The organism is Mesorhizobium sp. CNPSo 4661, assembly GCF_057784215.1.
In genome coordinates this window covers 411,985-425,973 of record NZ_JBWGIO010000001.1, presented here as the reverse complement: position 1 = coordinate 425,973, position 13,989 = coordinate 411,985, and the positions used below count along the sequence as shown (strand labels likewise).

11 protein-coding genes are annotated in these 13,989 nt (G+C 63.6%); 4 read left to right on the top strand and 7 right to left on the bottom strand.

Translation table 11 applies throughout. The features are described 5' to 3' along the window. Positions 1-50 precede the first annotated feature (50 nt). The 4 genes from AC0YKC_RS01970 to AC0YKC_RS01955 form a co-directional block, all read right to left on the bottom strand. On the bottom strand, positions 51-2,513 hold the full coding sequence (locus AC0YKC_RS01970; protein ID WP_488509581.1) for a glycogen/starch/alpha-glucan phosphorylase: 2,463 nt from the start codon (positions 2,511-2,513) through the stop codon (positions 51-53). 141 nt (positions 2,514-2,654) lie between these two features. Then, positions 2,655-3,437: an ATP-binding cassette domain-containing protein gene (locus tag AC0YKC_RS01965; RefSeq protein WP_320294845.1), complete on the bottom strand. Its 783-nt coding sequence runs from the start codon at positions 3,435-3,437 to the stop codon at positions 2,655-2,657. 2 nt (positions 3,438-3,439) lie between these two features. Then, positions 3,440-4,501, bottom strand: coding sequence for an ABC transporter permease (locus AC0YKC_RS01960; protein ID WP_320294844.1), 1,062 nt, complete (start codon positions 4,499-4,501; stop codon positions 3,440-3,442). A gap of 157 nt (positions 4,502-4,658) precedes the next feature. Continuing rightward, positions 4,659-5,636, bottom strand: a complete 978-nt coding sequence (locus tag AC0YKC_RS01955) for a sugar ABC transporter substrate-binding protein (RefSeq protein WP_434725682.1) — start codon at positions 5,634-5,636, stop codon at positions 4,659-4,661. 268 nt (positions 5,637-5,904) lie between these two features. Here AC0YKC_RS01955 and AC0YKC_RS01950 point away from each other — a divergent pair, with 268 nt between their 5' ends. The 4 genes from AC0YKC_RS01950 (at position 5,905) to AC0YKC_RS01935 (ending at position 9,920) form a co-directional block, all read left to right on the top strand. Next, on the top strand, positions 5,905-7,128 hold the full coding sequence (locus tag AC0YKC_RS01950; protein ID WP_320294843.1) for an ROK family transcriptional regulator: 1,224 nt from the start codon (positions 5,905-5,907) through the stop codon (positions 7,126-7,128). 1 nt (position 7,129) lies between these two features. After that, positions 7,130-7,576: an RbsD/FucU family protein gene (locus AC0YKC_RS01945; RefSeq protein WP_488509576.1), complete on the top strand. Its 447-nt coding sequence runs from the start codon at positions 7,130-7,132 to the stop codon at positions 7,574-7,576. Next, positions 7,573-8,496 carry a carbohydrate kinase family protein gene (locus tag AC0YKC_RS01940; RefSeq protein ID WP_488509574.1) on the top strand — a complete coding sequence of 308 codons (924 nt, stop codon included), beginning with the start codon at positions 7,573-7,575 and terminating at the stop codon, positions 8,494-8,496. Before AC0YKC_RS01945 ends, AC0YKC_RS01940 begins: the two co-directional genes overlap by 4 nt. Before the next feature lie 254 nt (positions 8,497-8,750). Beyond that, entirely contained in the window at positions 8,751-9,920 is a 1,170-nt protein-coding gene (locus tag AC0YKC_RS01935) for a DegT/DnrJ/EryC1/StrS family aminotransferase (protein ID WP_488509572.1), read from the top strand. A 216-nt stretch (positions 9,921-10,136) separates the two neighbouring features. Here the strand turns inward: AC0YKC_RS01935 and cysQ are convergent, their stop codons facing one another. The 3 genes from cysQ to cysD are packed head-to-tail and all read right to left on the bottom strand — an operon-like array spanning position 10,137 to position 13,772. Further along, on the bottom strand, positions 10,137-10,916 hold the full coding sequence (gene cysQ / locus AC0YKC_RS01930) for a 3'(2'),5'-bisphosphate nucleotidase CysQ (RefSeq protein ID WP_488509626.1): 780 nt from the start codon (positions 10,914-10,916) through the stop codon (positions 10,137-10,139). A 10-nt stretch (positions 10,917-10,926) separates the two neighbouring features. Further along, on the bottom strand, positions 10,927-12,864 hold the full coding sequence (gene cysN / locus AC0YKC_RS01925) for a sulfate adenylyltransferase subunit CysN (protein ID WP_488509570.1): 1,938 nt from the start codon (positions 12,862-12,864) through the stop codon (positions 10,927-10,929). 2 nt (positions 12,865-12,866) lie between these two features. After that, positions 12,867-13,772: a sulfate adenylyltransferase subunit CysD gene (cysD, locus tag AC0YKC_RS01920; protein ID WP_246672342.1), complete on the bottom strand. Its 906-nt coding sequence runs from the start codon at positions 13,770-13,772 to the stop codon at positions 12,867-12,869. Positions 13,773-13,989: the final 217 nt, after the last annotated feature.

The window sequence follows — 13,989 nt, the reverse complement described above, 5'->3', positions numbered from 1 at the left end:
TTGGACAGAAGACACCTGGGCCACATTGTTCGTAGCCTCATGCAATCATATCAGACGGGTACGTTCCAGATTTCTTTCGCATATTGGCGGATTGTGCGATCGGACGAGAACCAGCCCATGCGGGCAACGTTGTGGATGGCGCGCGCGTTCCAGTCTGGGCTGTCGCGCCAGACGCGGTCCACCTCGCGCTGGCAGGCGGCGTAGGAATCGAAGTCGGCCGCCACCATGAACCAGTCGCTGCTGTAGAGCCCGTTCATGAGGTCGCGGTAGCGATCGGGGTCGTCGGGCGAGAAGACGCCGGACGAGATCGCCGCTACGGCCTGCGACAATTCAGGTGACGCCTCGATGATGCCGCGCGGGTTGTAGCCATTGCTGCGTCGTTCGGCGACCTCGGCGGTGGTGAGGCCGAAGATGAAGATGTTGTCGTCGCCGACTTGTTCCTTCATCTCGACATTGGCGCCGTCGAGCGTGCCGATGGTGAGCGCGCCGTTCATGCCAAACTTCATGTTGCCGGTGCCGGATGCTTCCATGCCGGCGGTCGATATCTGCTCGGAAAGGTCGGCGGCGGGCATCAGCACTTCGGCCAGGCTGACATTGTAGTTCGGCACGAACACGACCTTCAGCAGGCCGCGCACCGACGGGTCGCCGTTGATGACTTTCGCGACGTCGTTGGCCAGTTTGATGATCAGCTTGGCGTTGTGGTAGCTCGGCGCCGCCTTGCCGCCGAAGATCTTGACGCGCGGCATCCAGTCCCGCTCGGGATGCGAGCGGATCTGGTCGTAGAGCGCGATCGCCTCGAGGATGTTGAGCAGCTGGCGCTTATATTCGTGGATGCGCTTGACCTGGATGTCGAACAGCGCCGACGGGTCGAGCCGAATGCCCAGGCGGTCGGCAATCAAATTGGCGAGCTTCACCTTGTTCTGCCGCTTCACGGCGGCGAATTTTTCGCGGAAAGCCGCGTCGTCGGCGAGCGGATCGAGATCCTTGATCGCCTCGATGTCGTCCATGAAGCGGTCGCCGATCGCCTCGCGGGCAAGCGCGGTCAGGCCGGGATTGCACTGGATCAGCCAGCGCCTGGGCGTGATGCCATTGGTCTTGTTGTTGATGCGGTCGGGATAGAGCTTGTGGAGATCGGCGAACACCGTCTCCTTCATCAGCTCGGTGTGGAGCGCCGAGACGCCGTTGATCGAATGCGAGCCGACAAAGGCCAGATTGCCCATGCGCACGCGGCGGTCGCCATTTTCCTGGATCAGCGAGATCCGGGCGATCTGATCGCCCGAGAACTGGTTGGTGGCGCGGGCCTCGAGCAGCACCTGCGCATTGATGGCGTAGACGATCTGCATGTGGCGCGGCAAAAGCCGTTCGAACAGCGGCACCGGCCAGCTTTCCAGCGCCTCAGGCAACAGCGTGTGGTTGGTGTAGCCGAAGGTGCGCTTGGTGATGTCCCAGGCCTGGTCGAAGTCCATGCCGTGGACGTCCATCAGGAGCCGCATCAATTCCGGCACGGCGACCGCGGGATGGGTGTCGTTGAGGTGGATCGCCGCTTTGTCGGGCAGCGATTTCAGGTCGCCATACTGGCTGAGATGACGCTGAACGATGTCCTGCAGCGAGGCGGTGGAGAAGAAATACTCCTGCCGCAGCCGCAGCTCCTGCCCGGCCATGTGGGAATCGGCCGGATAGAGCACGCGCGACAGCGCGTCGGCTTTGTTGCTCTCGGCCAGCGCGCCGATGTGGTCGCCGGCGTTGAACTTGTCGAGCAGGATCGGGTCGATCGGCATGCCGGACCAGAGTCTCAGCGTGTTGACGCGCCTGGCATGCCAGCCGGCCACCGGCGTGTCGTAGGCGACGGCCAGCACATGCTCGGTCGGCTTCCAGACGTGGCGTTCGAGCCGACCGTCCTTGGAGGTGATCGATTCCACCGAACCGCCGAAGCCGACCTCGAAGGAGCGCTCGCGCCGCTCGAACTCCCAGGGATTGCCGTGATCGAGCCAGGTCTCAGGCAGCTCGACCTGCCAGCCGCCGTGGATCTCCTGGCGGAACATACCGTTGGCGTAGCGGATGCCGTAGCCATGGGCGGGGATGTCGACGGTCGCCATGCTTTCCATGAAGCAGGCGGCAAGCCGGCCAAGACCGCCATTGCCGAGTGCCGCGTCCGGTTCCAGCGCGGCGATGAGATCGAGATCGACGCCAAGCGAGGACAGCGCCTCGCGCATGTTCTCCATCAGGCCAAGATTGGAGAAGGCGTCGCGCATCAGGCGACCGATGAGGAATTCGAGCGAAAGGTAATAGACGCGCTTTTCCTGCTGGTCGTAGGCTTCCTTGGTCGCCTGCATCCAGTGGTCGACGATGCGGTCGCGCACCACCTTGATCGAGGCGGTCAGCCAGTCATAGGGCGTGGCGACGGTGGTGTCCTTGCCAACCCGGTATTTGAGCGACATCAAGACTTCTTCAGCAAGGGTCTTGGGGTCTGGATTGTCGAGAACAGGGACTTCGATCGTCATGGCCGATGTCATTTCGCCTCTCGTGATTTTGCTACGATCATACCGGCTTTCATCGTTTCTCCCAGCCCATCGTACCGCATCGCAGCATACATTCAATCGATTTAGACGATCGACTCATCCGATCCCCTGCGGCGATCTACCCATCGAGGCAGATCAAGCCGCCAGAGCATCCTCCGGGGGCTTCTTGGCGCCGGTCATGAGAGCGACGGCATCCGACATGGAAATCTGCTTCGGATCGACGACGCAAAGGCGCTTTCCGAGACGGTGTATGTGAACGCGATCCGCCACTTCGAAGACATGCGGCATGTTGTGCGAGATAAGCACGATCGGCAGGCCGCGCTTCTTGACGTCGAGGATCAGTTCGAGCACCCGTCTGCTTTCCTTCACTCCAAGGGCGGCCGTCGGCTCGTCCATGATGACGACGCGGCTGCCGAAGGCCGCGGCGCGTGCCACCGCGACACCCTGGCGCTGGCCGCCCGACAATGTTTCCACCGCCTGGCTGATGTTCTGGATGGTCATCAAGCCAAGCTCGGTGAGCTTGTCGCGGGCGCGCTTTTCCATCGCCGGACGGTCGAGCATGCGAAACCAGCTGCCGAGCGGACCGGGTTTGCGGATTTCCCGGCCGAGGAACATGTTGTCGGCGATCGACAGCGCCGGCGACAGGGCCAGGTTCTGGTAGACGGTCTCGATGCCGGCTTCCCGGGCCTCCATCGGCGACTTGAAGGCGACGGGTTTGCCTTCGAGCCGTATCTCGCCTTCATCGGGCACGACAGCGCCGGAAATCGCCTTGATCAGCGATGACTTGCCGGCACCATTATCGCCGATGACGGCAAGGATCTCGCCCGGATAGAGGTCGAAGTCGGCATTATCGAGGGCAGTGACGCGGCCATAGCGCTTGACCAGACCACGAGCGGTGAGGATGGGTTCCTGGGTCATGATTATGCCGAAACCTTTCTGATCCATTGGTCGATTGCCACGGCGCCGATGATCAGCACGCCGGTGAGCAGCACCTTCCACTGCGGATCGGCGCCCAGCATATTGAGGCCCATCGAGACCACACCGACGATCATGGCGCCGAACAGGGTGCCGAGGATCGAGCCACGGCCACCAAAGAGCGATATACCGCCGATCACCGTCGCGGTGATCGCCTGCAGATTGTAGTCGGTGACGGCGGCGGACGGCGAAATCGAACCGTTGCGGCCGATGGAAACCCAGGCCGCGAAAGCGGCGATCAGCCCGGCAAGGGTGTAGACGGTCATCAGCACCTTCTTGGTCTGAATGCCCGACAGCTTGGCCGCCTCCTGGTCGTCGCCCACGGCATAGACATGGCGGCCCCAGGCCGTGTGGTTGAGAACGTACCAGAGGAGCAGCACGAGCAGGACCATGGCGATCACGCCGGCGGTCAGCACCGCGCTGCCGACCCTGAAACTCAGCGCGAACAAATGCAGCAGCGGAGCCTGGGTGTCGACGTCGGTGTCGCGGATCGTCTCATTGGCCGAATAGATGAAATTCGTGGCCATGACGATGTTCCAGGTGCCCAGCGTGACGATGAAGGGCGGCAGCTTCATGTAGGCAACGAGCAGGCCGTTGAGCAGGCCGCAAGCGGCACCGGCGGCAAGTCCGATGACCACGGCGAGCACGGCCGGCATGCCGTAGCTGACCGCGCAATTGCCCATGATGACGGCCGAGATCACCATGATGACCCCGATCGACAGGTCGATGCCGGCAGTCAGGATGACCAGTGTCTGGGCGGCGCCGAGAATGCCGACGATGGCGATCTGCTGCAGGATCAGCGTCAGTGTGTAGGATGAAAAGAAACGTCCGCCGATAGCGATGCCGAAAATGATGATCGACAGGACCAGCACGATCAGCGGCACCGCCGCCGGCGTGGAATGCAGGAAATGCTGTGCGCGTTTGACGAAGGATTTGTGCTCGTCGAAAGCGGCAACACTGGTGTCGCTGTCCGAGAGGACCTTCTCGAATTCCTGAGCTTGAGCCATGTTTTCTCCCCGTAGGGTGTCAGCCACTCGCCGACGCCCGTCCGCGCCTTTCCGGTCTGTCGCCGGGATTATTCGCGCTTATAGCGACACATCGTCCACCTGATGCGGCCGGGGATCAAGCCCCAGCCGCAAGCTTTATTAGCCATTCAGGCCAGCATCAGCCCCAGCACTTGGCAAGGCCTTCCTTGGTGTCGATCGACTTCACGCCCTTGGCCGGCTTGTCGGTGACGAGATTGACGCCGGTGTCGAAGAAGTTCTTGCCTTCGGTCGGCTTCGGCTTGGTGCCGTCCTTGGCATATTTGGCGATCGCCTCGATGCCGAGCGCCGCCATCTGCAGCGGATATTGCTGCGAGGTGGCACCGATGACGCCTTCGGTAACCGACTTCACGCCAGGGCAGCCGCCGTCGACCGAGACGATCAGCACCTGCTTTTCGAGACCGACTGCCTTGAGCGCCTGGTAGGCGCCGACAGCGGCGGGCTCGTTGATGGTGTGGATGACGTTGATGGTGTTGTCCTTCTGCAGAAGGTTTTCCATCGCCTTGCGGCCGCCTTCTTCGTTGCCGTTGGTCACGTCATGGCCAACGATGCGCGGATCGACCTCGTCGCCGATCTTGTTCGGATCCTTCACGTCAATGCCGTAACCCATCATGAAGCCCTGGTCGCGCAACACGTCGACCGTCGGCTGCGACGGGGTGAGGTCGAGGAAGCCGATCTTGGCGTCCTTGGCCTTGTCGCCGAGCGTAGCGGCAGCCCAGGCGCCGATCAGCTTGCCGGCCTCGAGATTGTCGGTGGCGAAGGTGGCGTCGGCGGCATCGATCGGATCGAGCGGAGTGTCGAGCGCGATCACCAGCAGGCCGGCGTCGCGGGCCTTCTTGACAGTCGGCACGATGCCCTTGGTGTCGGACGCCGTGATCAGGATGCCCTTGGCGCCGTCGGCGATGCAGCTTTCGATCGCGGCGACCTGGCTCTCGCTGTCGCCGTCGATCTTGCCGGCATAGGTCTTGAGATCGACGCCCAGTTCCTTAGCCTTGGCGGTGGCGCCTTCCTTCATCTTGACGAAGAAGGGGTTGGTGTCGGTCTTGGTGATCAGGCAGGCGCCGACGCCGGCGGCCGATGCCGACGAAGCGAACGCCATCAGACCCAGGCCGGCAGCCGCGAACACAGTGGACTTCAGCAGTGATTTCTTGGTCACGATTTCCTCCCAATGGAACTTGTTCCGGACGCCGGCCACCCGGCGTCTCAAGCGCATCCACCGATTTTCTCCCAGAGTGGACACACCTCAAAAAACACCAGTCCGCAACGGCTGTCAATAATTAAATCACTCTTATTTATTATTGACACTCTTGCGCTGTTCACTCATTCTAAACGAAAAGCATCGAGGGGAAACAGACGGGAGGAACAGGGTGGAGACCGGCATTGCGAGGCACGGTTCGCCCGAGGCTTTGGAAAGCCGGGTGCATCGCGGCACCAACCAGAGCGGCATGCGCGACCACAATGAGCGGCTCGTGCTGTCCCTTGTGCGTCAGCATGGCAGCCTGGCCAAATCCGATATCGCGCGCATGACCGGGCTGTCGGCCCAGACCGTGTCGGTGATCATGCGCGAGCTCGAGGAAGACAAGCTGCTCGTGCGCCAGGCGCCGCTGCGCGGCAAGATCGGCCAGCCTTCGATCCCGATGGCGCTCAACCCGGAGGGCGCCTTTTTCATCGGCCTCAAGATCGGCCGGCGCTCGGCCGAGCTCGTTCTGATCGACTTCCTGGGCAACGTGCGCGCCATGCTGCAGCATTCCTACCGTTACCCCGCACCGCGCGAGACCGTCGAATTCGTCACTGCCGGCATCAAGACGATGCGCGGCGAGCTGACGCCGGCGCAGGACAAGCGCATCGCCGGGCTCGGCATCGCCATGCCGTTCGAGCTGTGGAACTGGGCCGACACGGCCGGCGCGCCGCGCGAGATCATGGACGAATGGCGCCATCGCGATATCCGTGCCAACATCCAGGCGCAGTGCGAGTTCCCTGTCTACCTGCAGAACGACGCGACGTCGGCCTGTGGCGCGGAGCTCGTCTTCGGGCGGGCGGGCGGAGCGCGCGATTTCGTCTATTTCTACATCGGCGCCTTTGCCGGCGGCGGCATCGTGCTCAACGGCCGCCTCTACAGCGGGCCCAACGGCAACGCCGGCGCGCTGGGCTCGATGCCAGTGCCGGGGCCGGACGGCAAGCCGACGCAGCTCATCGACGTCGCCTCGATCGCGATGCTGGAAAAGGCGATCTCCGCCAAGGGCATCGATGGCTCCTATCTGTGGACCTCGCCGCAAGAATGGGGCGAAATCGGCCCCGATCTCGACGAGTGGATCGCCAGCGCCTCGCGGGCGCTCGCCTATGCCATCGTCGCCGCCTCGTCGGTCATCGATTTCGAGGCGGCGGTCATCGACGGGTGGATGCCGCTCGATGTGCGGCGCCGGCTTGTCGATGCCGTCACGGAAGCGATTGCCGGCATCGATGCCGAAGGACTGAAGCTGCCTGTCGTGCGCGAGGGAACGGTCGGCATCCATGCACGCGCCATGGGCGGCGCCAGCCTGCCGCTCTCCGAGCGCTTCCTGATCGGACCGAACACGTCCGGGGGCGCCTGACATGCTGATCGGCATCCCGTCGCTGCTCGGGCCACAGTTCCTGGCGACGCTCAGGGCGATGGGTCATGGCGACGAGATCGCGATCGTGGACGGCAATTATCCGGCCGAGGAGCAGGCGCGGCGGCTGATCCGCGCGGACGGCCACGACGTTATAGCCGTCCTCGACGCCGTGCTCAGCGTGCTGCCGGTGGACGAAGCGGTGCCGGAGGCATTGTTCCGTGCCTCGGTGAAGGGCGACCCGGCGCTGGCCGACCCCGTGCATCGCGAGATGGAAGCTGTCTGCGCCAGGCGCGCGCCGGGCCATAAGGTGGTTGCGCTGGCCGGGTCCGACTTCTATGCACGCGTCAAGGCCGCGCACGCCATCGTGGCGACCAGCGAACCCAGGCTCTTTGCCAACATCATCATCCGCAAGGGCGTGATCCATCCGCCGGAGACCAAGACGACATGATCCTTTGCTGTGGCGAAGCCCTGATCGACATGCTGCCGCGTACAACGACGGAAGGCGAAGCGGCCTTCGCACCCTATGTCGGCGGCGCGGTGTTCAACTCGGCGATCGCGCTCGGCCGGCTCGGCGCCCCGGCAGGCTTCTTCTCGGGCCTCTCCTCCGACCTGTTCGGCGGCCAGTTCCGCGAAGCGCTCGGCGCCAGCAAGGTGAGTTCCACCTATGCGCACACCTCGCCGCGTCCGACGACGCTCGCCTTCGTGCGGCTCACCAACGGCCAGGCGACCTACACCTTCTATGACGAGAATACCGCCGGGCGCATGCTGACCGTCGAGGACCTGCCGAAGCTCGGCGCCGAGATCGAGGCGATGCTGTTCGGCGCCATCAGCCTGATCTCCGAACCTGCCGGATCGGCCTATGAGGAGTTCATGCGGCGCGAGCACGAGAGCCGGGTAATGATGCTCGACCCCAACATCCGGCCGAACTTCATCCCGGACAAGGCAAAGCATCTGCGGCGCATCCGCGAGATGATGGCGATGGCCGACATCGTGAAACTCTCGGACGAGGACCTTAAATGGTTCGACGAGGCCGGCTCGCATGAGGAGGTGGTGCGCAACTGGCTGGATCGCGGACCTAAGCTGATCGTCGTCACCCATGGCAGCGAAGGCGCCGTCGGCTACAGCAGGTCGCACAAGGTAACCGTCATGCCGCGGAAGGTGAAGGTGGTCGACACGGTCGGCGCCGGCGACACCTTCAATGCCGGCATCCTGGCATCGCTGCATGAGCAGGGCCTGCTCACCAAGGCCGCCATCGGCGACCTCCCGGAAGAAGCGATCCGCAAGGCCCTGGAACTCGGCGCCAAGGCGGCGGCAGTGACTGTTTCGCGGGCCGGCGCCAATCCGCCCTGGCGGCACGAAATCGACTGATCGGGCGGCGGGATGGGCGTAAGACTGCCCTCCCCGGCCGATCACTTTATGTTTCCCATCGATGGGACGTCGCGATAAGGCAAGCCGCGAAACACCCCTCAAAGCTCGGATTTCAGGCTTTTTCAGGCATTGCGCCGGCAAAATCCGTAACGGGTGCGACACATAAGCAATTTCGCCTGGCCGCCACCGGCTTTCTCAGCCGATCCAAGTCTGTTACCAGCGGGCCGGTTTTTACAGGCAGTTTCGAGGCCGACATGCAGTTCATCGATCTTGGCGCGCAGCGCGAACGTATCCGCGACCGGCTGAAGGTCGCCATCGACAAAGTCGTCGAGGAAGGCCGCTATATCCTCGGCCCGCAGGTCACCGAATTCGAGAACAAGCTCGCGGCCTATGTCGGCGTCAAGCATGTGGTCGCCTGCGCCAACGGCACCGATGCGCTGCTCCTGCCGCTGTTTGCCGCCGGCATCGGCCCGGGCGACGCGGTGTTCGTGCCGAGCTTCACCTTCGCCGCGACGGCCGAGGTGGTGGCGCTGGCCAAGGCCGAGCCTGTCTTCATCGACGTCGACCGCGATACCTACAACATCGACATCGCCAGCCTCGAGGCGGCGATCGCGATGATCAAGAAGGAAGGAAGGCTGAAGCCGAAGGCGATCATTCCCGTCGACCTGTTCGGTCTTGCCGCCGACTACGAGGCGATCATGGCGATCGCCAAGCGCGAGAACCTTTTGGTGATCGAGGACGCCGCCCAGTCGATGGGCGGTTCCGCCGATACCACAGCGATCGGCGGTTCCGCCGACGCCAAGATGTGCGGCGCCTTCGGCCATGTCGGCTCGACCAGTTTCTATCCGGCCAAGCCGCTTGGCTGCTATGGCGACGGCGGCGCCATGTTCACCAATGACGGCGCGCTGGCCGACAAGCTCCGTTCCTTCGCCTTCCACGGCAAGGGCGAGACGCAATACGACAATGTCCGCGTCGGCATCAATTCGCGCCTCGACACGCTGCAGGCGGCGATCCTGATCGAAAAGCTCGCCATCCTCGAGGATGAGATGGTGGCGCGCCAGGTCGTGGCCGACCGCTATGCCAAGGGCCTCGGCGATATCGTCAAGGCGTCGCGCAACCTCGGCCACGGCCGCTCGGCCTGGGCGCAATATGCGATCGAAACGCCGAAGCGCGACGGGCTCAAGGCCCATCTCGGTGAAAAAGGCATCCCGTCGGTGATCTACTACGTGAAGCCGCTGCACGAGCAGGTAGCCTACAAGGATTATCCGCGCACGCCGACCGGCCTTGCCGTGTCGGAGGAGTTGCCGAAGCAGATCCTCTGCCTGCCGATGCACGCCTATCTCAGCGAGGCCGACCAGGACCGGATTATCGAGACGATCAGGAACTACATCGGCTCGAACTCGGCGCATGTCGCGGCGGCTTAGAGGCCTAAAGGTCGGCGCCAGGCCCCCCTCTCTGCCCTGCCGGGCATCTCCCCCTCAAGGGGGGAGATCAGATGTCACGCAGGCTTTCGCCAACCTTAAACGTTGAAAGAATGAGCGGCGCGCTGAAGCTGCCAATCTCCCCCCTTGAGGGGGAGATGTCCGGCAGGACAGAGAGGGGGGCTGTCCTGCCAACATCTACAATTGGCGACGCTGCGACTATGCGCTCTTCCCCGTCGCAATGAAATGCGGATTGGCGAAATCGCTGTCGCTCGCCTGGTTGCGCTTGCCGTAGGCGAGCGGCTGGCCGTCTAGGGTGCGCGTCATGCCGCCGGCGGCGCGCAGCACTGCGTCGCCCGCCGCTGTATCCCACTCCATGGTACGGCCGAAGCGCGGATAGACGTCGGCTTCCGCAGCGGCGAGCAGGCAGAATTTCAGCGACGAGCCAATCGAGACGATCTCGGCGGCGCCGAGATCGCGGATGAAGGCATCGGTTTCAGGCGTATTGTGCGAACGGCTGGCGACGACGGCGAGCGGTGTGCCCCCTGCCCGCACCGTGATCGGCCGACGGCCGAGAACGCGATAGTCGGCATCGACCTCGAGTGACTCGGCCTTGCCGGGTCGCCCGGAGAAAAAGCGTGCCGTGCACGGCGCGAAGACGACGCCGACCTCCGGCACGCCGTGGCGGACCAGCGCGATGTTGACGGTGAAATCGGTGCGGCGGTTGACGAATTCCTTGGTGCCGTCGAGCGGATCGATCAGGAAGAAGGCGCCGTCGAGATCGGGCGTTGCGATGCCCGCCGCCACCTCTTCCTCGGCCACACAAGGGATGTCCGGATAGGCGGCGCGCAGGCCGGCGAGGATGATCTTCTCGCTTTCGCGATCGGCTTCCGTCACCGGCGAAGAGTCGGCCTTGCTGTCGACGGCGCAGCCTTCGTGGAAGACACGCATCACCTCGCGCCCGGCCTCGAGCGCCAGGCGCTCGAAGACACCGAGCATCGCCTCGTCGTCAGATACCGCCGCCATTGTCGTATTGGTCTTCGGCGATGTCGCGCTCATTCAGCCAGTGCTCCAGGGCTTCCGCCATCTCCTCGGGCTTCTTGCCGAGCGTCTTGAGGTGGACTTCCGGATTCAGCGGCGCTTCATAGGGCGAATCGACGCCGGTGAAATTCTTGATCTCGCCGCTCAAGGCGCGCGCGTAGAGACCCTTCGGATCGCGGCGGGCGCATTCCTCGAACGGCGTGTCGACGAAGACCTCTACGAACTCGCCCTCGGCCATCAGCTCGCGCGCCACGCGCCGTTCGGCGGCGAAGGGCGAGATGAAGGAAACGATGACGATCAGGCCGGCATCGGCCATCAGCTTCGCCACCTCGGCGACGCGGCGGATGTTCTCCACGCGGTCGGCGTCGGTGAAGCCGAGATCGCGGTTCAAGCCGTGACGGACATTGTCGCCGTCAAGAATGTAGGTGTGGCGCCCGGACGCGAACAGCTTCTTCTCGAACAGGTTGGCGATGGTCGACTTGCCGGAACCCGAAAGCCCGGTGAACCAGAACACGGCCGGGCGCTGGTTCTTCAGGTCGGAGCGGCCACGCTTGCCGACGTCGAGCGACTGCCAATGGATGTTTTCGGCACGGCGCAACGAATGCAGGATCATGCCGGCGCCGACCGTGGCGTTGGTGATGCGGTCGATCAGGATGAAGGCGCCGGTGGTGCGGTTCTCGGCGAAGGGATCGAAAGCGATCGGCGCGCGGGTCGAGAGGTTGCAGACGCCGACCTCGTTGATGTCGAGCGACTTCGCCGCCTCATGCGCGAAGTCGTTGACGTTGACCCGGTATTTCAGATCGGTGACGGTGGCGCTGACCTGATCGGTCTCGGTGCGCAACACATAGGAGCGGCCGGGCAGCAGCGCCTGCTCGTCAAACCAGACGATGTTGGCGGCGAACTGGTCGGCGACCTGCGGGCGTGCGGCCGGCGAGACCAGCAGATTGCCACGCGACACCTCGACCTCGTCCTTGAGAACCAGCGTGATCGCCTGGCCGGCGACCGCCTGCTCGAGATCGCCGCCCTGCGCGACGATGCGCTTGACCCGGGACGCCTTGCCCGACTTGGCGACCACGACTTCGTCTCCTTGCGAAACCGTGCCCGAAGCGATGGTGCCGGCGAAGCCGCGGAAATCGAGGTTCGGGCGGTTCACATATTGGACAGGAAAGCGGAAAGGCAGCTCGACGGCGGCCTCGTCGACCGACACGTTTTCGAGATGCTCGATCAGCGACGGCCCGGAATACCAGGGCGTGCGCTCCGAGCGGCTGGTGACGTTGTCGCCGAAGCGCGCCGACATCGGGATCGGCACGACACTCACGAAGCCAAGGTCTTTCGCGAACTCGCCATAGTCGGCGACGATCTGGTCGAACACGGCCTTGTCGAAGCCGACGAGGTCGATCTTGTTGACCGCAAGAACGATGTGGCGGATGCCGAGCAGCGAGGCAATGATCGAATGGCGCCTGGTCTGGCGCAGCACGCCCTGGCGTGCGTCGATCAGCACGATGGCGAGATCGGCGGTCGAGGCGCCGGTCGCCATGTTGCGCGTGTACTGCTCATGGCCGGGCGTGTCGGCGACAATGAACTTGCGCTTCGGCGTGGCGAAGAAACGGTAGGCGACGTCGATGGTGATGCCCTGCTCGCGCTCCGCCTCGAGCCCGTCGACCAGCAGCGCGAAGTCGATGTCGTCGCCGGTGGTGCCGTGCTTGCGCGAATCCTTCTCGAGCGCGGCAAGCTGGTCCTCGAATATCTGCTTGGTGTCGGAGAGCAGCCGGCCGATCAGCGTCGACTTGCCGTCGTCGACCGAGCCGCAGGTGAGGAAGCGCAGCAGCGACTTCTTCTCCTGCGCGGCCATGTAGTCGCGGATCGAATCGGTCGGGGCGAGGGTCTTGGCCATGATGTGGCGCATTATCAGAAATAACCCTCGCGCTTCTTCTTTTCCATGGAGCCTGCCTCATCGCGGTCGATGAGGCGGCCCTGGCGCTCGGACGTGCGGGCGGTCAGCATCTCGCCGACGATGGCTTCCAGCGTGTCGGCATCGGACTCGATCGCGCCGGTCAGCGGATAGCAGCCCAGCGTGCGGAAGCGCACCAGCCGGTTCTCGACCGCCTCGCCGGGGCGCAGTTGCATGCGGTCATCGTCTTTCATGATCAGCATGCCGTCGCGCTCGACCACCGGCCGTTCCTTGGCGAAATAGAGCGGCACGATCGGGATGTTCTCCTGCAGGATGTACTGCCAGATATCGAGCTCGGTCCAGTTGGACAGCGGGAAGACGCGGATCGACTCGCCCGGCGCGATGCGGGTGTTGAAGATCTTCCACATTTCCGGCCGCTGGTTCTTCGGGTCCCAGGCATGCTGGGCGTTGCGGAAGGAAAAGATGCGCTCCTTGGCGCGCGACTTCTCCTCGTCGCGGCGGGCGCCGCCGAAGGCCGCGTCGAAGCCGTATTTGTCGAGCGCCTGGCGCAGCGCCACCGTCTTCATCACATGGGTGTGGGTGTTGGAGCCATGGTCGAAGGGGTTGATGCCTTCGCGAACGCCATCCTCATTGACGTGGACCAGGAGGTCGAAGCCGAGCTTCTGCGCCATCTGATCGCGAAAGGCGATCATCTCGCGGAACTTCCAGGTGGTGTCGACATGGAGGAACGGGAAAGGCGGCTTGGCCGGATAGAAGGCCTTCATCGCCAGATGCATCAGCACGGACGAATCCTTGCCGACCGAATAGAGCATCACCGGCTTGGAGAAAGACGCCGCGACCTCGCGGAAGATGTGGATGGATTCGGCCTCGAGCCGCTGCAGATGCGTGAGCGCGATATTCATGGAGCGTCGAGCATTCTTTCGTGCCGTCGAGCGGAAATCTTGCATTGCAGGCGCAATTCCATGCCGCCCGGGCGCAGATTTCACTTCGGACAAACTGTTTCGTGCGGGCGTTCTAACAGATCGGCGCCGCCGATAACAATGCAAGACCCGCGCGGCGCAAGGTGATTGGAGAACGAATTTTCCAAGCACAGCCGGCAAAGCGGAAAATCCTGCCAGA